This window comes from Pedobacter faecalis, from assembly GCF_030182585.1.
Lineage (GTDB): Bacteria > Bacteroidota > Bacteroidia > Sphingobacteriales > Sphingobacteriaceae > Pedobacter > Pedobacter faecalis.
The window spans coordinates 2,272,532-2,294,390 of the sequence record NZ_JARXOW010000001.1 but is presented as its reverse complement, the minus strand read 5'-3'; the positions used below and the strand labels follow the sequence as shown (position 1 = coordinate 2,294,390).

Annotated in this window: 16 protein-coding genes; 10 read left to right on the top strand and 6 right to left on the bottom strand. The window is 46.2% G+C overall.

The window, feature by feature from the left end:
• Positions 1–59: 59 nt before the first annotated feature.
• The 4 genes from QEP07_RS10345 to QEP07_RS10330 all read right to left on the bottom strand — a co-directional run bounded on the left by QEP07_RS10345 (position 60) and on the right by QEP07_RS10330 (position 8,578).
• Positions 60–2,948, bottom strand: a complete 2,889-nt coding sequence (locus QEP07_RS10345; RefSeq protein WP_285010015.1) for a PD-(D/E)XK nuclease family protein — start codon at positions 2,946–2,948, stop codon at positions 60–62.
• A 10-nt stretch (positions 2,949–2,958) separates the two neighbouring features.
• Complete coding sequence (locus QEP07_RS10340) at positions 2,959–6,180, bottom strand: UvrD-helicase domain-containing protein (protein ID WP_285010014.1); 3,222 nt, start codon at positions 6,178–6,180, stop codon at positions 2,959–2,961.
• On the bottom strand, positions 6,170–7,870 hold the full coding sequence (locus QEP07_RS10335; RefSeq protein ID WP_285010013.1) for a glycoside hydrolase family 3 protein: 1,701 nt from the start codon (positions 7,868–7,870) through the stop codon (positions 6,170–6,172). The genes QEP07_RS10340 and QEP07_RS10335 overlap by 11 nt, the downstream gene beginning before the upstream one ends.
• A gap of 96 nt (positions 7,871–7,966) precedes the next feature.
• Positions 7,967–8,578 (bottom strand): porin family protein, encoded by a 612-nt coding sequence (locus tag QEP07_RS10330; RefSeq protein WP_285010011.1) that lies wholly within the window; start codon positions 8,576–8,578, stop codon positions 7,967–7,969.
• Between the two features lie 222 nt (positions 8,579–8,800).
• Here QEP07_RS10330 and QEP07_RS10325 point away from each other — a divergent pair, with 222 nt between their 5' ends.
• The 7 genes from QEP07_RS10325 (at position 8,801) to QEP07_RS10295 (ending at position 14,515) form a co-directional block, all read left to right on the top strand.
• Complete coding sequence (locus QEP07_RS10325) at positions 8,801–9,244, top strand: cytochrome B (protein ID WP_285010010.1); 444 nt, start codon at positions 8,801–8,803, stop codon at positions 9,242–9,244.
• 228 nt (positions 9,245–9,472) lie between these two features.
• Positions 9,473–10,873 carry an anthranilate synthase component I family protein gene (locus tag QEP07_RS10320; RefSeq protein ID WP_285010008.1) on the top strand — a complete coding sequence of 467 codons (1,401 nt, stop codon included), beginning with the start codon at positions 9,473–9,475 and terminating at the stop codon, positions 10,871–10,873.
• A 26-nt stretch (positions 10,874–10,899) separates the two neighbouring features.
• Complete coding sequence (locus QEP07_RS10315) at positions 10,900–11,472, top strand: anthranilate synthase component II (RefSeq protein ID WP_256003000.1); 573 nt, start codon at positions 10,900–10,902, stop codon at positions 11,470–11,472.
• A gap of 3 nt (positions 11,473–11,475) precedes the next feature.
• Positions 11,476–12,267, top strand: coding sequence for an indole-3-glycerol phosphate synthase TrpC (gene trpC, locus QEP07_RS10310; RefSeq protein ID WP_285010007.1), 792 nt, complete (start codon positions 11,476–11,478; stop codon positions 12,265–12,267).
• Positions 12,268–12,289: 22 nt separating this feature from the next.
• Positions 12,290–13,480: a GTPase HflX gene (gene hflX / locus QEP07_RS10305; protein WP_285010006.1), complete on the top strand. Its 1,191-nt coding sequence runs from the start codon at positions 12,290–12,292 to the stop codon at positions 13,478–13,480.
• A 16-nt stretch (positions 13,481–13,496) separates the two neighbouring features.
• Positions 13,497–13,868 (top strand): 30S ribosome-binding factor RbfA, encoded by a 372-nt coding sequence (gene rbfA / locus QEP07_RS10300; RefSeq protein WP_285010005.1) that lies wholly within the window; start codon positions 13,497–13,499, stop codon positions 13,866–13,868.
• Entirely contained in the window at positions 13,865–14,515 is a 651-nt protein-coding gene (locus tag QEP07_RS10295; RefSeq protein ID WP_285010004.1) for a TonB family protein, read from the top strand. The genes rbfA and QEP07_RS10295 overlap by 4 nt, the downstream gene beginning before the upstream one ends.
• On the opposite strand, the gene QEP07_RS10290 is transcribed toward QEP07_RS10295, so the two are convergent.
• Entirely contained in the window at positions 14,512–15,369 is an 858-nt protein-coding gene (locus QEP07_RS10290; protein WP_285010003.1) for a diacylglycerol/lipid kinase family protein, read from the bottom strand. The genes QEP07_RS10295 and QEP07_RS10290 overlap by 4 nt on opposite strands.
• Before the next feature lie 65 nt (positions 15,370–15,434).
• On the opposite strand from QEP07_RS10290, the gene QEP07_RS10285 reads away from it, so the two are divergent.
• Positions 15,435–16,418 (top strand): App1 family protein phosphatidate phosphatase, encoded by a 984-nt coding sequence (locus tag QEP07_RS10285; protein WP_285010002.1) that lies wholly within the window; start codon positions 15,435–15,437, stop codon positions 16,416–16,418.
• 4 nt (positions 16,419–16,422) lie between these two features.
• On the opposite strand, the gene QEP07_RS10280 is transcribed toward QEP07_RS10285, so the two are convergent.
• Positions 16,423–19,314, bottom strand: a complete 2,892-nt coding sequence (locus QEP07_RS10280) for a DEAD/DEAH box helicase (protein WP_285010001.1) — start codon at positions 19,312–19,314, stop codon at positions 16,423–16,425.
• Positions 19,315–19,602: 288 nt separating this feature from the next.
• On the opposite strand from QEP07_RS10280, the gene QEP07_RS10275 reads away from it, so the two are divergent.
• Together QEP07_RS10275 and QEP07_RS10270 are read left to right on the top strand one after the other, a co-directional pair.
• Positions 19,603–21,006: a tetratricopeptide repeat protein gene (locus tag QEP07_RS10275; RefSeq protein WP_285010000.1), complete on the top strand. Its 1,404-nt coding sequence runs from the start codon at positions 19,603–19,605 to the stop codon at positions 21,004–21,006.
• A 65-nt stretch (positions 21,007–21,071) separates the two neighbouring features.
• Positions 21,072–21,842 (top strand): phosphosulfolactate synthase, encoded by a 771-nt coding sequence (locus tag QEP07_RS10270; protein ID WP_256003015.1) that lies wholly within the window; start codon positions 21,072–21,074, stop codon positions 21,840–21,842.
• Positions 21,843–21,859 lie beyond the last annotated feature (17 nt).

Here is a 21,859-nt window from a genome sequence, read left to right as displayed (position 1 = left end):
GGGCAAACTTAGATAAAATTGCTTTCAAATGCAAGCTTCAAGACAGGCTTTTCGTTTGCTCAGACCTGCCTGCCAAACAGGGTTTTGTAGATCGAATACTTGTAGTTGTCTTCGATCAGACTTGCCTGGAAATAGGGGGAGCCGAACAGTTCGGAGAGTTTCTCCCTGAGGCCTTCCATGAATTGCTGTTTAACTTCTTCCAGGTATGCGCCAGTGAGGGTCTGACGGCCCGACTTGAACCAGACACCTTCCTGGCTCATCGTTTTTACGATGTACAGGTTTGGTTCGACAGCTTTCTTGCCGGAGGAGATTTCATAGATGCAGGTGTACAGCAATGTCTGCACCAGTGCCTTGTTGACGTATTTTCCGTCCGTATCAAACAGCCCGGGAATGTCTTTGTAGCTCAGTTTGTCGCTGCCCGTCTTATAGTCAACGATCCTGGTTACGCCGTCTTTATAATCAACCCGGTCGATTATTCCGCCAATTTTGATACTCGCTTCTTTGCCATGAAGGGAAAAGCTGATCTCAGCTTCTACTTTTTGTTCCAGACTCAGGATGTGAAAAGGAGCCTGGGAGGCATCCTGGTCGGCAATGATGTTGACATAAGCCTCCACAATAGCAAGAATGACTTTTTGCATCCCCTTAAACGCTACAGTTCTGCGCGGGTCATTGAAAATAACTGCGGCAAAGGCTTTTTCGGTCAGCGCCGGAATTTGCTTTCTTTTTACCTGAAGCACTTCGGCAGTTATTTCCTGGCCAAGCGCATCTTCATAGAAGTATTCCATCACCTTATGTAGAATGGAGCCTACCTCATTCGCTTCTACGACGGAGGTGACCTCTTTGGGCTCCCGGATGCCCGCGATATAGTTAAAAAAGAAATCGATTGGGTTGAGGATGTATTGGGTCAGCGCCGATGGCGAAAGCGTGCGCTGATGACTCAAATACCGCTGCAGACTAGCCTGTATGGCGGCATTACCTTGTTTTTCAATCTGTATCTCCCGCTGCGGTTCAGTCCGCACATTCAAGTCGAGCGAATAATAATTGAATTTAAACCCGCTTTCATAAGCGAGTTGTTTCAAAATCCTGCTTGGTTCGCCTGAAGCCGACTCGTCGGTTAGGCTGTTATACACGAAGTTGATGTTGCCAGCCCGTTGTATCAGCCGGTAAACCATATAAGCCGAGATCGCATCCTGATTTTCAAGGACAGGCAGCCCGTAGACTCTTCGCAGGCTATCGGGAATGAAGCTGGTCCCGGTAGACGCCTTGGGTACAATACCTTCGTTGAATCCCAGAAACACCACTTTATCGAAATTGAGGTTTCTTGTCTCCAGCAGCCCCATCACTTGTATGCCTTTCAGCGGATCACCGCTGAGCGGTACGGAAATGCTCATTAGTGCCTTACGCACCAGTGAAACAGTAAAGCTGAGCTCTTCCTCCTGCAGATACTTTGATAAGGTGTCATGTAATCTGTTTAACTCCTGAATGGTTTTGACGAAAAGTTCCGCATCTATTTTCCTTAATCTCCCTGAACTTGAAAGGCGCTGTAGCAGAAAGTTAATTATGTCTAGAAGCGGTGTAATGAGATTTACTGGTGGCATCTCTGCTGAGCTCTTTTCAGGGCCGGCAACACTTTTGAAGAAGACTTCAAAGAGCCCTTTTTGCCGAAGCAGCCTTTCCTGAGGAACTTCGATTTCTTTTTCGAGCAGGAGGGCGGTATTAATCTTATCGCGCATTGTCTGACTAAGTCCGGTAAGCGGATGAGTCATAAATGCGGACAGGTTTTTATAGGAGACCGCCCCGGATTTGTGAATTTCCAACTGGCAGCTCAACCAGAGGTCGGCCAAACCAAACACGCTTGAGGCGGCGAGCGCGAATCCCATGGTCACATTCAAGTCGATCGTTGATCCCTCAAACTCTGCCGGAACTGTCTGCAGTGATGGAATAAGCAAGGATTCATCCGCGAGTACCACAGCGGTAGAACCGACCTCGCGGTTATCGCGGTAGTCGGACTCGAGGATGGTGTTGAGTATTTTTGCCTGGGCACTTTGTCCCTGCACCCGATATACATTGACTTCGTGGAATTGCGTTTTTATCATTCCGGGGCTGTTGGCAAACTCATTTTTCAATTCAAGCTGGTGAATATTTCTGCGTAGAAACAATCCGGCCTCCTGCAGGGTGTCGTCCAGGTAATAGGGGTCTGCATCGAAATAGAAGAGCGCTTTTTCCATGTCCTGGAGGATCTTGAATATCTGCATCTCGGCACGGCTTAGCGCGTTAAATCCGGCGAAGACAATCTGTCCTTTCTGGAAATCCTGACAAAGCCTGGCGATCAGTGCAGGATCCTCTGCCAGCTGCCGGTACACCTGCCCCGTAGTAATGCTACCCTGTGCCGTAAGCGCTTCATGAAAGCGATGATACAGTATAGGCATTCTGCGCCACATTCTGATAAAAAGCTCTTGTTGCTTTTTGTGTTTGCCTTCTGAATAAGAGGTCCAGAATTGTGCCAGGAATTGGTATTGCTCCGGACTGAGGTAGTCAAATTCTTTGTTGATTACAGAGATATCTTCCATATCTCTGTAAAGTTTATTCGCATCTACCAGGTCTATATCGATCTGCGCAAAGTCGGCCAGCATGATCTTCCCAAGCGGGAAGAACTTACTGCCGCTGAGTGGTTCCATACCTTCTTCCTTCAGCAGCGCATTATAGATTCTGTGCAGGGTGAAAAACTGCATATAGAAGTCGGCCGTTTTAAGTTGGGTCGATCTGGCAAAGAATTCCTGTATTGTGAAAAATGCGGGACTAAAGAATGGCTTCCGGATGATGTCGGCCATATACTTCTGCATATAAACTGCAGGTCGCTTATTGTTGAAAATGATGGCGCAATGCTGCAACTGGTTAGGGAAACGGGCAGTAAGATCTTCTGCAACTTCCTGTAAAAATGGTTTCATGCTGTTCAAACTAAATGGGTCTTAATTGGCCGGTTACCGCATAAAATAAGTACCCGTCGACCTTTGAATAGCCCATTTGGGTAAAGAGCGACTTGTACTTCAAAACCTGCTGCAAGTGTTCTGCCGCTTCTGTCAGCGTGAATTTGTAGTCGAGAATGACCACCTGATCCCCATTGATGAGTACAAGATCTGGCCTGTGTATCTTGCCCTGCGGGTCGATGATGTTTTTCTCGGTAATACTTTCAGAAGGCCTGTTAAGTATAGCCTGGAGATCAGGATTGCTCAGCACCTTTTGCGCAGCCATTTTCAATTCTTCACTTTCCGTCTCCTGAACGATCCCATCGAGCACGAGCACTGACAGGTAATCCTCAACCTGCTGGGCGGTCGTGGCATTGGCCAGGACATCATGAAGCAGCGATCCCCGCCTGCTGGACTTATCCATATTCAGGAGATGCTTCAAGTGCCGCTCCTGCGTGTCGAGGTACAAGTTCGAAAGACGGGTCGACACCGGATAATGGTCGAGCTTGATCTTCGTCGTATCGTGCGTTTGAGTATCCCGTTCGGGAACCACATCGACGATTTCATAGACGTTGTTCTCGTCAAATTCCTGTTGAAAAATATTGTTCAGCACGTCACCTACTGTGCTTAACTTAGCCGTGTCCTTTTTAACCATGGTGCCGATAGAAAGGTAGTCCTTCGCTCTTGTAGTGGCCACGTACAGCATGTTCAACGCGTCCATATAATTATAAAGGAGTTCCTCGTAATAGGCCTGCGCAACGACCGAGTTGCTTAGGCTTTCGCTGTACCGCAACGGGATACCTCTTAGTTCGCTATAGGCCGTGTTGGTAGAAGAAACCCAGAAGATGCTGTTGGCTTTGCCCTTGATCTCCCAAGTACAGAAAGGAATAAAAACAGCACGGAACGCAAGTCCCTTCGACTTATGGATAGTGATGACCTGGACGGCGTCTGCAGTTTCCGGAGAGGGGAGTGATTTTGTGATGCCTTCCTGGCTCCACCATTCCAGAAAAGCGACAATCCCTTTTTCACCCAGCTTTCCTGCATTGCAGGTCAGATCCCGAAATGCGAGCAAATAGGGTAAATGTTCTTCCATTTCGCTCAGTCCATACGCCTCTATGAGCATCTCCACGAGCTCCGGCAGTGGCAGCTGTATCCAGCTTTGCCAGTTCGTGCAAAGTGCGGCAGGCAAAACATGATGCAAATTGCTAAGCGATATGTTATTTAAGCCCATATAATGGCTCGCATCCAGGCTCTCAGCCTTAAGGGCATGATATAATGCAATGCAGTTCGCTTTGTGCAGAGCGGTTTGTGTGTCGACGCCGGTGAACACCCTTAGCGTTTCGACTATAAGCTGAATGGCTGAATTGGCCGAAACCATCAACGCTTCACCGGAAATCACCTCAATTCCCTGGCTCATGAGCTTTTTTACGGTCAGTACAGCTTCCGTATTTGACCGCACCAGAATGGCGATGTCTTTTGCTGCATAGCCCAGATCTGTTTTTAGGTGGCTGATCTCTTTTACCAACTCATCGAGCGCAATATCCCGGAATACACTTTCAGAAAAGCGCTGACCTGCGTCGGCATCTTCTTTCCCGATTTTGCGAATGCGGATGGTGCCGCCCATAGGCGTGGATTTGGCAGTCTGCTGTACCGCGGTTGAATATATAGAGGTGATGATCTGCTCAAACCCTTTCTGCTGCCACCATTCGCAGATTGCAGACGGTCTAGTTTGTATAGTAGCGTTTAAGTCCTCCTGCAGGAGGCGCGGCACCTGCACGTACAAGAAATTATTGAATGTAATGATGTTTTCAGCACTGCGGTAGTTCTCTTCCAGGCTTTCTTCCAGTACCCTGTCGGCCCCAACGTCCAGCCGGGCCTGACTGTGCAGAATATTCCAGTCGCCATTGCGCCAGCGGTATATCGATTGTTTGGTGTCACCAACAATCAGGTGGTCGATCAGATGCTCTGTCGGCGTGGCAATCGCATTGGTGAGCAAAGAGCGAAAGCTGTTCCACTGACTGGTCGAGGTATCCTGAAATTCGTCGAATAGAAAGTTTCGGTAGCGCGTGCCCACTTTCTCCCAGATAAATGACGGATTGTCGCCGGCATCGTCGGTTATACCGGAGATCAATTTCTGTGCGTCGCTGATAAGCAGGTTATCGTTTTCTTCTCTGTACAGCTTCAGTAAAACGGCGATCTCCTGCATCAGGCGCAGGTAATATAAGTTTTTATTGAATGCCAGGGCAAGTGTGTACTGCGGCAGGTGGGTCGTATAATATGTCTGAATTTTTTTGAGTACGGGGTTCAGCGCTGCATACACTTCGTCGAGCCGCGTGTTTTTCTGGAACCATATATCCGGGTCGTCAACAAAGTTAAAAAGCGCCTCGATCTTTGAAAGGTCACCGCCAATAATCATCGGGATTTTGGCCAGCGGGCTCTGCGATTTCCTGTTGAGGTGTTCCTTTTCAACTCCGAAACGGTTGAAGATATCCTGCGCTTCTATGGCGAGGTTCGTGAGTTCCCCCTCAAAATTTTTAATGGCTTCTTTATTGACGTCAATATAGCGTTTAAACAAGGCGTCTATTTCATTGTCACCCATAGCAGACACCGCGTCTTCGAAAGACTGAAAACGTTCCTTAAATATCTCACCGATGAGATTATAGAGTTCCGTCTTATAGTTCCAGCTCTTGTTATCACTGATCCGTTCGATAGCCAGATCGATAATCCATTGGAGCAACTGCTTGTTGTGGTCCAGTGCTTCGTCAAGCTTGCTGACCAGCTCTTCCTTAACCTTTTCATAGTTCATTTCCAGGTTGTAGGATGTATCGAGACCGAGTTCAAAGGCAAATCCGCGGATCACCTTTTGCACGAAGCCATCAATCGTGCTGACAGAGAAGCGGCTATAGTCGTGCAGTATCTTGCGATAAATACGGTCGGCCCGGTCGCGCAGTTCTGCTGCGTCCAGTTTAGGGTGTGCTTTTAACACAATTTCACGGTAGCTGTCGTATCGGGGCTCTCCACGGGCAAAGCCCTCAAGTACGTCCAGTATCCGGGTTTTCATCTCCTCTGTGGCTTTGTTTGTAAAAGTTACGGCAAGTATTTCCCTGTATTTGTTTTCGCCAGAAAGCAGGAGGGTGAGATAATGTGCCGTGAGGCTGAAGGTTTTACCGGAGCCCGCAGATGCCTGAAGTATTTTTAGAGGTTTATTCGCCATCGCCTGCTTTAAAATAAGCGTTGACGGTCACCGGAAGTTTACCTGTAGGCACTAGTTTATTTTTAAACACGTCTGCCGCTGCCTGTTGCATAAAATCTTCTTTCTGATAGGCGAGCAGAAGAGCTCCTGCCTGTTCAAGCCCCGGAAGCACGGCCAAGTTATAGGGATTGGCAAACAAAGCAAACGATGCCTTCCTTGCGGCCATGTCGCGGATGAACATCTTAAGGTCGGCGCTGAGTGGAATATTGTTACCGGGCCTAACTCGAGTGTCATGAATACTAACAATGATCTGGTCCTGAGTTCCGATGTTCCTCATAACGGCCGAAATCTGGTTTGCGGAGGCATTTTTATCGAGCCGGTAGGTGGTGGATCCGCTGTAGTACGAGCGGAGCTCGCGCTGGAACAGCGTCTCGTCAGGGGTGCCGACAGCGACGATGACGGTCCGTTTGGCCGGGGAGAGGGTATTTATATAGCTTTTTCCTTTCACCATGGTCATTGCCGCGTTGGCGAGTTCCTTTCGCAGATGCATACTCTCTGCACGGTTTACGTCATCATAGACATGATGCTCGTTTATAGTATCTCTGGTGTGAAGACCGGCCCAGTACTTAGCGGTAAGGATTTTCTTCACGCTTTCATCGATCCGCTCCATGGGAATACGCTCCTGCCGAACCGCCCGGCGGACCATTCGTATGCCTCTTCTGCTGTTTTCAGAAAGTTCCAAAATGTCGTTTCCGGCTACAATGCTCATCACATCAGCCTCTCCTTCGGGGAAATGTTTCACAACGCCTTTCATTTCCATTGCATCCGTAACTACGAGGCCTTTAAATCCCAGACCGTCTTTTAGAATGCCCTGTACGATAGGCCGGGAGAGCGTGGAGGGAATATTCTTGGTGGGGTCTAGCGCAGGAATGTTCATGTGTGCGATCATAACGCCGGCCGCACCCGCCTGAATGAGTTCCCGGAATGGGTATATCTCCAAACTGTCGAGCCGTTCTCTGGAAAACGGGAGCAGCGGAAGATCATAATGTGAATCGACGTCGGTATCACCATGGCCGGGGAAGTGTTTAAGTGTAACTAGTAATCCGCCATCCTGCATACCTTTCATATAGGCGCCTGCCCGGGCGGTGACATGGTACTTGTTGTCGCCGAAAGAGCGGTAATTGATCACTGGATTGTTGATATTGTTATTTATGTCAACATCTGGCGCGAGGTTCATGTGCATACCGATACGTTTGTAATCTTTTGCGATTTCCTGACCCATTCTGTATAGCAGCTGAGGTTGCTGGATAGCGCCTAAAGCCATCTGATAAGGATAGGCGACGGTGCTGTCAAGCCGCATACCAAGTCCCCACTCGCCGTCAGACATAATCAGCAAGGGTACTTCGGCTAAAGACTGATAGGTGTTGGTGAGTACAGCTTGCCGTCCTGGCCCGCCTTGAAAGAAGACAAGCCCCCCGATACGCTCGCGTTTTATGACCTTTGCCACGGAGTCTTCATAGGCTTTTCCACGGTTCGTATGTGCCCGGACAAAGAAAAGTTGGGCAATTTTTTCTGTTTTGTTTAAGCTTTTAAAGACAGAGTCGACCCAGGGGTTGGGCGTCTCTAAAGCCTGCAGATAGCTGCTTTGAGCGCCAGCGGAAAAGAATGCAGTGATTAATGTGGAAAGGGCTATAATGTATTTGAAATCCATGTGTATGTCGATGTCGTTACGGCTAGGAATTGTCCTGATCCAAATTTATAAAAAAAGCCGCTGATCAGGCGGCTTTTGATGTTGATTGGGATTGTCTTAAAATTTAAGTCCCAGACCGATGGAAAATACCTGATTTTTGAATTCAGGTGTCTGACTGGTGCCGTCCTCATTATTTTTCTGGAAGTCAAGCGCATAACGGCCGTGGATATCCCACTGGTTGTTGATGTCGTAACGAAGTCCGATGACACCACCTAGCAGGCTTTTCTTAAAGCGATCGCTATCTTCCTCAATTTCCTGTTCTACCGAACCAAAGTCATTTTCGAACTTGTTTTTAGTAGACAAAAGGAAAGACACCTGCGGGCCAGCTACCAAGTTGAGTCCACTTCCGCCGAGATTAATTGATGCCAGGATCGGCACGTCAATAAAGTGAGTCGTTGTTCTGTACTCGCCCAAGGCATTGTCACGTTTAAAACCTTTCGTCGAGTACAACAACTCCGGAGTAAAGGCCAGACCCGTAATCAGGGGGATATCCAAGGTGATACCTGCATTAAAGCCAGTATTGATCTTGGTGTCGAAATCATTGTCGCCATCATCTTTAATTACATTGGGTAAATTCACTCCTGCTTTAACGCCTAAACGGATTCCATCTTGTGCGGTTGCGGCTGTCGCCATAAATAAGCCTATTGCTACGATAAATAACTTTTTCATAATTGTATGTTTTTGTTTCGCAGTATGCCTAGAAAGAAGTGTGCCAACCCGAAAAAAACGCGTCTGGAAGGGCGTTGGCAGACTTAAAAGCTTGTCGCATATGTATCTTTTTTGATACAACGGTCGTTGAGGGACCGAGATTTAGAGGTCGGCGCAGATTGTCGGTTCTTAACTGAGGTTGTGCCGTAATTTTAATTGACTATTTTTGAAAGAAAAAGACTTATGTACGATATTTTAAGAAGCGCACATTCAGGTTGGCGCTATGTTGTTTTGCTCCTATTAGTTCTGGCCACCATTCAGGCTGTAGCCGGGTGGCTTGGCAGTAAACCTTACACAGAGGGGAACAGGAAGCTAAATGTTTTCGCCCTGATATCTGCGCATATCCAATTACTTTTGGGCCTGGCGCTTTACTTTCTGGGGGATTGGTTTTCTGGTGAGAGCAGTGTTCCGCTTGCTCGATACTGGAAGATGGAGCATATCGGCATGATGATCTTTGCCATCATCCTGATCACTGTGGGCAATGCACGTTCAAAGCGTTTTGAGGTAGCTCAGGCAAAACATCGTGCGATATCCATTTATTTCGGTTTAGCTGTCGTTGTGATCATTGCTGCAATAATCGCGATGACCAAGGCTGATCCTACACGCTCTTTCTTTGGTGTTTCATAAATTTTTACAAATATATTTTGCTTTGCTTGATTTATTTATATTTTTGTGACACATGATTAACAATACACATACATGGCAATGGCGTCGTAACTCTGATAAGCGTTCCGTCGAAGCTTTGTGTACAATATAGTTGTCAACCTAAACCAACCACATTGAAAACCCGACGTAGAACCACACGTCGGGTTTTTGTTTTTTGTGGTTTTACGAGAAAAGATTAAAAAATAACTGATGACATACACCATCACAACAACGTATAAAAGAAGGCTTGCCGATACAACTACCCCGGTGAGCATCTACCTAAGGCTGCGCGACGTGTTTCCGAATACGATCCTGCTGGAAAGTTCCGACTATCATAGCCGCGAGAACTCCATGAGTTTTGTGTGTGCAGAGCCCGTAGCGGGGATTGTGTTGCAGAAGGGCGTGTTGTCCACGTATTTTCCCGACGGCACGAAGTTCGAGAAGGAAAAATTTAACCTTGTAGAGGAAATAGAGCGCTTTAAATCGAAATTCCAACTTGAACCGGTTCCGGCTATTAAAGATTTAACTAACGGACTGTTCGGTTATTTTACATGGAATGCTGTGCCGTATTTTGAAGACATCTCCTTCTCAGCTCCGACGCGACCAATAGAAGAAATACCCTTGATGCAGTATCATGTTTACCGCTATATTATTGCGATTGATCATTTCAGAAATGAAGTAACGTTGTTCGGGAATTCCTTTGGCGCAGAGAAATCTGATGATCTCGAAAAAATGGAATATCTGATCCAGAATAAGAACTTCCCGGAGTATAGCTTTAGGTCTTCCGGGAAGGAAGAATCTAATCTGACCGACGAAGCATTCATGGAGATGGTGGAAAAGATGAAAAAGCATATCCTAAGGGGAGATGTTTTTCAAATTGTTCCGTCCAGAGCTTTTAAGCAGGGCTTTAAGGGTGATGAATTTAACGTTTACCGTTGCCTCCGCTCTATAAATCCCTCGCCGTATCTGTTTTACTTCGATTATGGAAGCTTTAAGCTTTTCGGATCTTCGCCCGAGGCACAGATTACGATTAAGAACAACGTAGCCAATATCTTTCCGATTGCGGGAACATTTAAACGAACAGGTAATGATGAAGAGGATGCGGAACAGGCGCGTAAACTTGAACAGGATCCCAAGGAGAGCGCTGAGCACGTGATGCTGGTAGACCTGGCGAGGAATGATCTGAGCCGGCATTGCAATGGGGTGGAGGTAAAATCTTTTAAGGAAGTGCAGTACTACTCTCACCTAATTCATCTCGTGTCTAAAGTCAGCGGCAGTTTACAGGACCAGGTCTCTGCTTTTAAGGTGGTTGCCGACACATACCCAGCGGGAACGCTCAGCGGCGCCCCTAAGTACCGGGCAATGCAGCTGATCGATGACTATGAGGGACTTGGGCGTAATTTTTATGCTGGCGCCCTGGGATATATGGGCTTCAATGGTGATTTTAACCATTGTATCATGATCCGGACTTTTATGAGTAAAAATAATGAACTCCATTATAGGGCGGGAGCAGGAATTGTGGCCGATTCCATAGCGGAAAGTGAATTAAATGAAGTAAATAACAAGATAGCGGCATTGCGAAGGGCCATCGAAATGGCCGCTGGTATTTAGGGGTTGTTGCCGACAGAGATATAAATATGGAAAAGAAAGTTTTGGTAATTGATAATTATGATTCATTTACTTACAACCTGGTGCATCTGGTAAATGAACTGGGCCGTGATGTGGAGGTTTGGCGTAATGATAAGTTCGAGCTGGCTGATGTGGAGCAATATGATAAAATTATCCTTTCTCCCGGTCCGGGCATTCCTGAAGAGGCGGGTCTGCTGCTTGACGTAATTAAAAGGTATGCGCCGACGAAAAGTATTTTTGGTGTTTGTCTTGGTCAGCAGGCAATTGCTGAAGCTTTCGGCGGAACGCTTTTTAACCTTGGCAGGCCGATGCATGGGATTGCTACGCCGATAACCGTTAACGATAGGAATGAGTTACTGTTTAAAGACTGCCCAGAGGTAATCAATGTAGGACGGTACCATTCTTGGGTAGTGCAGAAAGAGGGCATGCCGGAATGCTTTACGGTGACCTCTACCGACAGCAGTGGTGAGATTATGTCGCTTAGACACAATATTTACGACCTGCGGGGCGTACAGTTTCATCCAGAGAGCGTGCTGACAGAATATGGTAGGGAAATGATGAAAGCATGGTTAGATAATTAGTATATGAATATTTTAGATCGCATTGTTCTTCGGAAACAAGCAGAAGTACAGGAGGCCAAACAATCGGTATCCAGAGCGCAACTCGAGGCGAGTGTCTATTTCAATCGCAGCCCGCATTCATTTAAGGATTACCTCCTGGCTGCAGACCGCACGGGCATCATCGCAGAGTTTAAACGCCGGTCACCCTCCAAAGGTGTCATCAACGATCAGGCCTCCGTTGTGGAGGTTACCCAGGCCTATGCAAGTGCTGGTGCATCGGCTTTGTCGGTGTTGACGGATCGGGATTTTTTCGGCGGTTCGCCTCAGGATTTGCTCCGGGCAAGGGAAAATAATGATATACCTATTCTCCGCAAGGATTTTATGATCGACGAATACCAGTTGCTTGAGGCCAAGGCGTGGGGCGCGGACATCGTTCTGCTTATCGCAGCTATATTGAGTCCGCTGCAGATCACCAAGCTTTCATCCTTTGCAAAACAGCTCGGATTGAACGTATTACTGGAGGTTCATAACCAGGAAGAGCTGGACCGCAGTTTATGCGAGGATCTGGATGCAATCGGTGTAAACAACCGGAACCTGGCGGATTTTACTGTAAACATACAGACATCATTTGGTCTTGCTGAGCGGATTCCTGCCAATTTCATGAAGGTGTCTGAGAGTGCCATCAGCGACCCCGAAACGATCGCTTTGCTGAAGAGCGCGGGTTTTAACGGTTTCCTTATCGGCGAGAACTTTATGAAGACAACGGACCCTGGCGCGGCTATGCGCAGTTTTGTCAGTCAGGTTAAGTCGGTATAACTTTTGTACATTTGATCTGTACATGGCAAGACAAAAATTTTATGATACGGCCCCAAAACAGGAGAGAGCGGTTCTGGTAGGTGTGATCAGGCCCGGTGAAAAGCCGGAGGAAACCCGGGAATACCTGGACGAACTGGCGTTTCTGGTAGACACAGCGGGTGGGCTGGTTGAGCAGGAGTTTACGCAGAAGATGCTGAAGCCAGACCGTGCCACTTTTGTTGGGACCGGTAAACTTGAGGAGATACAGGCTTACGTTAGGTCGGAAGAAATCGATATGGTGGTATTCGACGACGAATTGTCGCCCTCACAACTAAGAAACATTGAGCGCGAGCTGCAAGTAAAAATACTGGACAGGAGTAACCTGATACTGGATATATTTGCGGGAAGGGCGCAGACGGCGCAGGCAAAGACTCAGGTGGAGCTTGCACAACTGCAATACCTGCTCCCGCGGCTAACCCGGCTATGGACCCACCTTGAACGGCAGAAAGGCGGAATCGGAATGCGTGGACCGGGGGAAACACAGATAGAAAGTGACCGCCGGATGATCCTGGAAAAAATATCATTATTAAAAAGTCGCCTGAAGCAGATTGATAAGCAGAATGAAACGCAGCGAAAGAACAGGACGCAACTGATCCGGGTTGCGCTTGTCGGCTACACGAATGTAGGAAAGTCGACCATCATGAACATGCTCTCGAAATCTGAGGTATTTGCCGAGAATAAGCTCTTCGCTACCCTGGATACCACGGTTAGAAAGGTGGTTGTCGAGAATCTGCCCTTTTTACTCTCGGATACAGTTGGTTTTATCAGAAAGCTTCCCCACCACCTCGTAGAATGTTTTAAATCTACGCTTGACGAGGTTCGCGAGGCAGATATCCTTGTGCATGTTGTTGACGTTTCGCACCCGAACTTTGAGGATCAGATTCATGTAGTCAACGAAACGTTGAAAGACCTTGGCGCCAGGGACAAGGAGACGATCGTGGTATTTAATAAGATAGACGCTTATATGAGTCCCGAGCCAGATCATCAGGAGGAGGAGCGGCTGCTTCTTACACTCGAAGACTTTAAGAATAGCTGGATGGGAAACGATAACGCCCCAGCTGTTTTTATCTCTGCTACTAATAAGGAGAATGTGGAGGAGTTCAAGAAATTATTATACGACAGGATATATGCAATGCATACTTCGCGGTATCCGTACGATAAGCTGTTATATTAATTGATAAAGGAGAATTATGGAAAGTAAGCGTCAACAAAAATTTGCGGGCATTATACAGGAAGAGTTAGCAGCTATCTTTCAGCGGGAAGGCGCTTCTTATCTGCCAAATACACTTGTCACGATTACCCGTGTCCGTGTTTCGCCAGACCTAGCTATCGCGAAGGTTTATCTGAGCTTTTTAAATACCAGCAATACGACGTTGTCTGTGGCAGAAGTTAACTCGCACGCGGGTGAGATAAGGTACAAACTCGGGGCACGCATCAGGCATCAGGCCCGAGTCATCCCCACGCTAAGTTTCTTCGTTGATGATACCAATGAGTACGTTGAGCGCATGGATAAGATTTTCGATAAGCTTTCTAAAGATCGAAAAGATACTGACGATGTATGAAAGGAGTGATTCTTGCGCTGTTTGTTCTGAGTACCGCGGTGAAAGCCCAGCAACCGGTCTTTAAGGGCGGGCTCGAGAATTTTATTACCAAGAATAAGATGTATCCGATGTATTCGCTGCAGAACTGCATTGAGGGACAGGTAATCGTCGCCTTCAAGGTAGACAGGGTCGGCAATGTTTTTTACTCGGAGGTGCGGAATGGTCCGGGTATAGATTTGGACAAGGAAGCACTGAGATTGATACGCCTTACCAGCGGAAAGTGGATCGTACCGGCTGAGCATGACACCGCTACCTCTGTATTGGTTCCAATTAATTTTCAACTCTCCGGGTATGATTGTGCATCAAAAAGCCAGGAGGTTATAGCGCAGGCGATTAGGGCGTATAAAAATAACGAAAGCCTGACTGCTGCGGTGAGGAACTTTTACAGGAACAAGGCTTCCGGCACTTTTACGAAAGCAGAAGAAAGCCGTATCTTAGCACTGAAAGAGACTTTAGGATATGACGAGGCCTATCTTCAGCAGCGTTTGAGCGATGGGAGGAAGAAGCTTGAACAAAACGATAAGCAGGGTGCATGTGAGGAATTTCAGTTTGTCAAGGATATGGGCTCGGAAATCGCAGACGAACTGCTGGCCAGACATTGTAACTAAGCAACAATGCGGATTGCGTTTATGATTAGTTTGGCTTCGACGCTTCTGACTTTGCCAAGATATTCCCCGTCTACCTGGAAATGTGCAGGGTGTTTCGTCTTGATGGATAAGCTGCTGGTCTGAAACAACTCAATATTTTGAGGGTTCATGCTCATGCTGGTAAATTTCAATTTTAAAATTTCCATGACGGCGTATTTTTTTACCAGCACGACCTCGAACAGTTCATCATCGAGCCGCCCCTCGGGATTGATCTTTACACCGGTTCCATACATGGTGGCATTGGCAATGACTACCATAGCTGCTTCTGAAATAATTTTTTTTCCAGAGATTTCAAATGCCACTTCCATTTTACGGTGACTCCATAAGGCCTTCCAGGCCGCTTTAGCATACCCTAACATTCCCCGCTGGGGCAGTGTGTCAAACTTTTTTACAAGGTAGGCGTTGAATCCGATATCAGCCAGGTGGATACATAACTCGTTATTGACAGAGACTGCATGTATCATTTTAGGTGATCCGTTTACAGCGACTTCAAGCGCATCGTTGGCAGCCAGCGGTATTCCGAGCTCCTTTGCCATGCCATTGGCCGATCCCGCCGGGATAATCCCAATGGGTATTTCTGAGCGAAGCAGACTCTCGGCAACGAGTTTGATTGTTCCATCGCCGCCTACGGCCACGACACGGTCGGCCATCGACTTGTTTATAATTCCTTTGAGTGTATCTAAAGCGCAATTAGGCGGTAATTCGTAAATCTCTGCCTCGTGTTGGGTAAGGTTTATAAAGTAATCTGTTATGATGGTGTTAAAATTTACTTCATCACTTCCTGAGCCAGGATTAACTATGAACAGTAATTTCATTTCAGGTTGTAATATGGGAGTTTTCATTATCACAAACAACCGCAAGGTTGGTCTGTTTTAATTTAATGAATAATTCGGTAAGTGTTAAAGTTTATCATGGCTACGGACACAGCCAGAATATGGTGGTTTACGGACATGTGTTTCGATTTAAAGCCCATACAAGGCAAACCTTCAGCAACAATCTGCTCGTCAACATCATCCATCTGCTTAAGTTATTTATACTGAAACCTTTTCCGTTTGTTCAGGTAAGGCTCACTTTCGAGGGCCAGGAGGTTTATCAAAAAACTGAATATGATGGCTTTTTCAAGTTTGAATGGAGCGTGCCGGAAGGGATAAATGCTGGTTGGCATGGAGTGAAAGTTGAAGCGCTGGATGATGGGGGCAAGGTGATCGGGGTAGGCCAGGGACAAATATATGTACCACATATTACCCAATATGCGTTCATCTCGGATATTGATGATACGATAATGGTGTCGCATTCGGCGACAATAGGCAGGCGGCTGCGTGAGCTATTTATTAAAAATCCGCGAACTAGAAAGACTTTTAAAGATGTGTATACCCACTATAACCTGTTGGCCTTTTCACATACGCAGGCTGATCAGCCCAATCCATTTTTTTATGTTTCCAGCAGTGAGTGGAACCTGTATGATTACCTTGTGGAGATCTTTAGGTTTAATAAGTTGCCAGAAGGAACTTTTCTGCTCAACCAGATCAAACGCTGGAAAGATTTGATCAAGACCGGGAAGACGGGTCATGAAGGCAAGTTGCTGCGCGTTATGCGTATTCTCGACGCCTTTCCTAACCAGCGCTTTGTTTTTTTTGGCGATAACTCACAGAAAGATCCGCAAATTTACACCACCATTGCCAAACGATATCCGAAAAACATAGAGGCGATATATATCCGTAACATCAGAAAGAAAAGGGAGGTGGAGACACTAAACCTCCTTGAAGAGGCCAGACTGGCCGGGATCCAGACTTGTCTTTTTAACAGCAGTGCGGAGGCAATCGCTCACTCGCGCGCTGTTGGTCTAATTACCGATCTCGGCTAGAGGGCTAATTGAGGATTTCTCGGATATCATCTTTACTGAGTGACTTAAAAAAGCTCTCCTCTGTGGTAATCAAGGCGGTCGCCAGTCGTTTTTTGCGATTCTGCAAGGCGAGAATCTTTTCTTCAACGGTGTCTTTACTAATGAATTTATAAATGAAGACCTTTTTGCCTTGTCCGATCCGGTGCGAACGGTCGATAGCCTGCTGCTCCACAGCAGGATTCCACCAAGGGTCAAGGATGAAAACGTAGTCAGCCTCAGTAAGATTCAGACCAACGCCGCCTGCCTTAATAGAGATCAGAAATACCTTTAGATCGGGCTTTTTCTGAAAATCGGCCACAACCTTGCCGCGTTCTTTTGTAGAGCCGTCGAGGTAACTGAATGCGACATTTTCCCGCTCAAAATGATCTTTGAACAAGCTGAGATGTTTTACAAATTGTGAGAAAATTAAAACTTTGTGCCCACCTTTCAAGACGTTGTCGAGCGTTTCAATTACGCTTTCAAATTTGCCAGAGTTTGATGCGTAGCCATTGTCGATCATTGCTGGATGGTTGGCTAGTTGCCGCAACAGGGTTAGCCCCTGCAGTAAAATGACCTGCTTCTTTGCAAACGACCCATCGTCAAGGCTGTTGAGGAGGTCGTTACGGTAAGCGGATTTTGTCTTTTCATAATATGCAGACTGATCTTCCGTCATCTCACAATAGATTGTCTGTTCGGTTTTTGGCGGTAGCTCGGCCGCGACCTGTTCTTTGGTTCGCCTGAGAATAAAGGGTTTGATGATAGCCTGCAATTTGCGGCTCTTCTCCTCATCTTTCTTTTTTTCTATCGCCTGCACGTATTCCTCATTAAAGAAAGATTGCGTGCCAAGAAGGCCTGGATTGAGGAAGGTTAATTGTGACCAGAGGTCAGCCACAGAGTTTTCCACAGGCGTGCCGCTTAGCGCCAGTTTGTATGTCGATTTAAGCGTGCGCACGGCCTTGAAAGACTTTGATGCAGGGTTTTTGATGTTTTGACTTTCGTCGAGTATAACGTAGCTGAAATGGAAATTTGAAAGTATATTGATATCGACGCGTGTAACACCGTAAGTTGTGATGATAATATCATAATCCGCAAATGTGCTTACATCTTTAGCTCTGGATGACCCGATATGCGGATGGATCTTTAATTGGGGTGTGAACTTTGATGCCTCGTTTAACCAGTTATAGATCAAAGAGGTCGGCATCACGATCAGTGACGTGCGACCTGCCGTTTCGTCGCTTTCTTCCTTTAGCTTTTGCAGCATGGCCAATGTCTGAATAGTCTTACCTAAGCCCATATCGTCTGCCAGGCAACCGCCAAAATGATAATCCCGGAGAAAGCTGAACCAGTTATAGCCAGCTTTCTGATAGCTACGCAGATTGCCCTGAAAGCCCACAGGCATGCGTACGTCAGCAATATCTTCAAAATTGTTCAGCCGCTGCAGTTTTCTGCTTAGTGCAACGCTGGCGAGGCTGTCTTCAGCGAGCTCATTGATGAGGCCGATGTGATGTTTTTTTAATTTGAGGGAGGTTGTTCTGTCTGATAAGCTGAAAATGCTTCCATAAAGCTCAAACCACTTGTCAGGAATCACAGCGATCGTGCCGTCGGGCAAAGTAAACTCATGCTTTTTGTGAAGGATGTGCTGCCGTAATGTGATAAAGGGAATTGCGTGTTCCCCAAAAGACACGATTGCATGAATATCAAACCAGTCGTTGTCTTCCTTTATCTCGAAGCTGATCTTACTGGTGGCAATCAGAAACTTCTTGGCGCCCGTCTCGGCTATAATCTCGAAGCCCTGCTTTGTCAGTTCGTCCAAATGTTCATTGACCCAGTTAATAACGGCGTAAGAAAAGCGGTCGCCGGCTGCGGCAGGTTCCAGGTTATAGGCTAGAGAGCCGACCTTTCTAAGCCCCATGTTGATCAGCGCATCGAACTTTGCCTTTTCGAGCTGAGCATCTCTTCTAACCCGGATAAAGGTATAGTTGCCAGCCTCCCGGATCAGTTCGACAGTTACTTTCTTTTCGTTGCCGGCAGAGAATTTATGATCCCCGTATCGGAAATAGAGCGCCAGTTGCGAGATGCCGCCTTCAACGTATACGATTTGCAGGGTGGGAACGGCAACATGTTTTTCAGTCCTGATCTCGAACCCTTCTGCGTAAACGTGATATTTTTCAATTAGAGGACATACAAATTTTTGAAAATAAGTTTCCTCCGTTGACCTTGATATGGATATAAAACGCTTGTTAAGGAACGGCTGCAGTTTCTTGCCTTCGATATCTTGTTCAAAAAAGTATAGTGTATCGTTCAAAAGCAACCAGGCAGGCTGGTTGCTGACCACATGCGCATCCTTAAACATGAAATCGATACGCATTCCCTGAAATTTGATGGTTGGAAAATATCGGGTCTCTTTGTCATTTCTACGAAAATGGAACAGCACTGTAGCAGGTTCTTCGGCCAGTGCTATTTGCCGTTCAGCAGGCCAGCCGTCACTGTCCATGAGATATAATGCTCCACCGGTCGCTTTTAAAACTGTAAGTACTTCAGATAACCGCTTTTCTATGCGCGGACGCACGTGCTCATAGAACTTATCGCTGAAAGTTTTACTGAAGAATTCCACTGCACGGATTGCTTTTTTGTGGTGTTTTTTGATGATCGCATCCTGCTCCGTTTCGTCGAGAATTTTTATAAGTCTGAAGTCACGGTCGGTGAGATGTGCTGCGAATTCCCCTGCGGTATGCGAAAAAAGCCGCTGATAGGTGAGAGAAAAGTCACCCTGAGGATTTAGCTGTACGACGTGAGGTTCGATTAAGTAACCAAGATAAGCGTGTTTACATAGAGAGTAAACGATCTTGAAAGGTTTTGAGCTGTCTACGCGTAACATTGATGAAAGTAAAGCCTGTGTCTTGGTGACTAAAAAAGAGGTTAAACTTACATCAAATCCCCAGTTTTGTCAAATATCAGGGGCGAATGTTGACATAGATATTACTACTCTTTGAGGATTTAGCTGTTTATTTGTGTAATATAAGGGATCTCAATATGCGTTATTGTCAGTTGATTAGCGCCCTGGCTGTTTGTATGTTGATAATTAATTGAGGTTTACTGTAGTTTATTGTGTAAACTTATCAAGTGATTTTTCAAACAAAAGGAGTAGTTCTTTAATTGTTAGTTTATGGAAGAGGAGTTTTATTTTGATCATAATGATGATACACAGCGTTCAGTAGAACGGTATGAGGAAATGATCCGGAATCATGACCAGTATTTCTTTGACGCGCATGCTTTTGAGCACATCATAGACTATTATATTGAGAAAAATGACCCGGTAAAGGCTTTGCAGGTTACAGAATACGCGGTAAACCAGCATCCCTATGCAGCAGGATTTCTTGTAAAGCAGGCGCAGCTGTTTTATCTGACTGAACAGACTGAACTTGCCTTCCTTGCGCTGGAGAAGGCCGAAATGCTGGAGGCTTCAGAAGCCGAGATTTACATCTTAAGAGGAAATATCTACAACAATCTGGAACGTTACTCGGAAGCGTTGGATAACTTTCAGAAGGCCCTTGATTTTGCCGAGACCACCGATGAAATTCTCCTTCAGATATCTTATGTGTACCAAAACATGCTTGATTATGAAAATGCAATAACCTATATCAAGCGCAGTCTTGAACAAAACATGGAAAATAAGGATGGGCTGTATGAGCTCGCGTTTTGTTATGATATTCTGGACAAACAGGAGGAGAGCATACAGTTCTATCAGGAATACATAGATAACGATCCTTATTCTTATGCAGCCTGGTATAATCTGGCGAATTCTTATCATAAACTTGATATGTTCGAAAAGGCTATTGATGCGTACGACTATGCCATCTTAATCAAGGATAATTTCGCATCAGCTTACTATAATAAGGGAAATGCATTGGTGCAGCTCGACAGGTTCACCGAAGCGATAGGGGTTTACAAACAGACCTTTGAGTATGAAAAGCCAAATGCCGAAACCTATTGCGCAATCGGCGAATGTTATGAGAAGCTTGAAAACATGGATGAGGCACGTGCCTATTACAAGAAGTCCGTTAAGCTCGATGCTAACATGGCCGATGCCTGGTTCGGGATAGGCGTTACGCTGAATTTTGAGGGACGTTACTTTGAATCGCTACACTTTTATAAAAAGGCGCTTGAGCTTGATGGAGAAAATCCGGATTTCTGGTTTGCAATGGCCGATGCGTACTATAAGCTCGGACAGATAGACCAATCGATAGACGCCTATAACAAAGTACTTGAATACAACCCGGTTGATGTGGAAGCCTGGCTTGATTATTCGACCGTATTATATGAGCAGGGCAAGCTATTGGAGGCTTCAGAAGCTATTTCAGAGGCGGTAAAAAACAACCCGGACGCGGCCGAACTATATTACCGGATGGTAGCCTATCTGTTTGCTATGGGGGAAAAGAACGACGCCTTGCTATTTCTGGAAACCGCTCTGAAAACAGACCCTGATAAGCATCATATACTTTTTGAATACCTGCCGCAATTACAGGAGAATGGCTCGATCCTAGAAGTGATTAACCGCTATTTGAAATAAAAGCGGACAGTTTTATTGGTCATTGGCAATAAAACTGTACATTTTTTTTCACCTTTGTGATCAATATGAATTACCCGTTGAATAATTTACCTGACAGACCCGTTAAGCCCCGGAACAAAGGGATTACTATGGTCATGGATAAGGGGCTCAGCATGAGACAAACTGAAGATTTCATTGATATCGCTGGTGTACATACTGATATCGTGAAGCTCGGTTGGGCAACTTCGTTCGTTACGCCTAAACTGAAGGAAAAACTTGCGATATATAAATCTGCTGGTATTCCTACGTATTTCGGTGGTACGCTCTTCGAAGCTTTTATCATAAGGAACCAGTTCGACGACTACCGCCGGGTGCTTGATGAGTTTCAGATGGAATACGTTGAAGTGTCGGATGGGTCTATAACGATTGAACACGAGCTTAAGTGTGAGTATATTAGTAAACTGTCAGACCAGGTTACCGTGATATCTGAAGTTGGCTCAAAAGATGCCGCTAAGATTTTTGCACCCTACAAATGGATTAAGCTGATGCAGGCTGAGATAGATGCAGGATCCTGGAAAGTAATCGCTGAGGCCCGGGAAGGTGGAAATGTAGGCATTTACCGGGGCTCTGGCGAAGTGAGAGAGGGGCTGGTTGATGAGATCCTCACCCAGATACCGGAGGAAGCGATCATTTGGGAGGCGCCGCAGAAAGAGCAACAGGTTTGGTTTATCAAACTGCTTGGATCGAATGTGAACCTAGGCAATATAGCTCCGGCAGAAGTGATTCCTCTTGAAACAATCCGGTTGGGTTTAAGAGGCGATACATTTGATCACTTTCTTAATCTTTCGGAGATTTAGCGTTTGGACTCTAAATA

Coding starts and splice junctions, on each gene's coding strand:
- QEP07_RS10345 (WP_285010015.1), bottom strand. CDS start 2,948: ATGAAACCATTTTTACAGGAAGTTGCAGAAGATCTTACTGCCCGTTTC.
- QEP07_RS10340 (WP_285010014.1), bottom strand. CDS start 6,180: ATGGCGAATAAACCTCTAAAAATACTTCAGGCATCTGCGGGCTCCGGT.
- QEP07_RS10335 (WP_285010013.1), bottom strand. CDS start 7,870: ATGGATTTCAAATACATTATAGCCCTTTCCACATTAATCACTGCATTC.
- QEP07_RS10330 (WP_285010011.1), bottom strand. CDS start 8,578: ATGAAAAAGTTATTTATCGTAGCAATAGGCTTATTTATGGCGACAGCC.
- QEP07_RS10325 (WP_285010010.1), top strand. CDS start 8,801: ATGTACGATATTTTAAGAAGCGCACATTCAGGTTGGCGCTATGTTGTT.
- QEP07_RS10320 (WP_285010008.1), top strand. CDS start 9,473: ATGACATACACCATCACAACAACGTATAAAAGAAGGCTTGCCGATACA.
- QEP07_RS10315 (WP_256003000.1), top strand. CDS start 10,900: ATGGAAAAGAAAGTTTTGGTAATTGATAATTATGATTCATTTACTTAC.
- trpC (WP_285010007.1), top strand. CDS start 11,476: ATGAATATTTTAGATCGCATTGTTCTTCGGAAACAAGCAGAAGTACAG.
- hflX (WP_285010006.1), top strand. CDS start 12,290: ATGGCAAGACAAAAATTTTATGATACGGCCCCAAAACAGGAGAGAGCG.
- rbfA (WP_285010005.1), top strand. CDS start 13,497: ATGGAAAGTAAGCGTCAACAAAAATTTGCGGGCATTATACAGGAAGAG.
- QEP07_RS10295 (WP_285010004.1), top strand. CDS start 13,865: ATGAAAGGAGTGATTCTTGCGCTGTTTGTTCTGAGTACCGCGGTGAAA.
- QEP07_RS10290 (WP_285010003.1), bottom strand. CDS start 15,369: ATGAAATTACTGTTCATAGTTAATCCTGGCTCAGGAAGTGATGAAGTA.
- QEP07_RS10285 (WP_285010002.1), top strand. CDS start 15,435: ATGAATAATTCGGTAAGTGTTAAAGTTTATCATGGCTACGGACACAGC.
- QEP07_RS10280 (WP_285010001.1), bottom strand. CDS start 19,314: ATGTTACGCGTAGACAGCTCAAAACCTTTCAAGATCGTTTACTCTCTA.
- QEP07_RS10275 (WP_285010000.1), top strand. CDS start 19,603: ATGGAAGAGGAGTTTTATTTTGATCATAATGATGATACACAGCGTTCA.
- QEP07_RS10270 (WP_256003015.1), top strand. CDS start 21,072: ATGAATTACCCGTTGAATAATTTACCTGACAGACCCGTTAAGCCCCGG.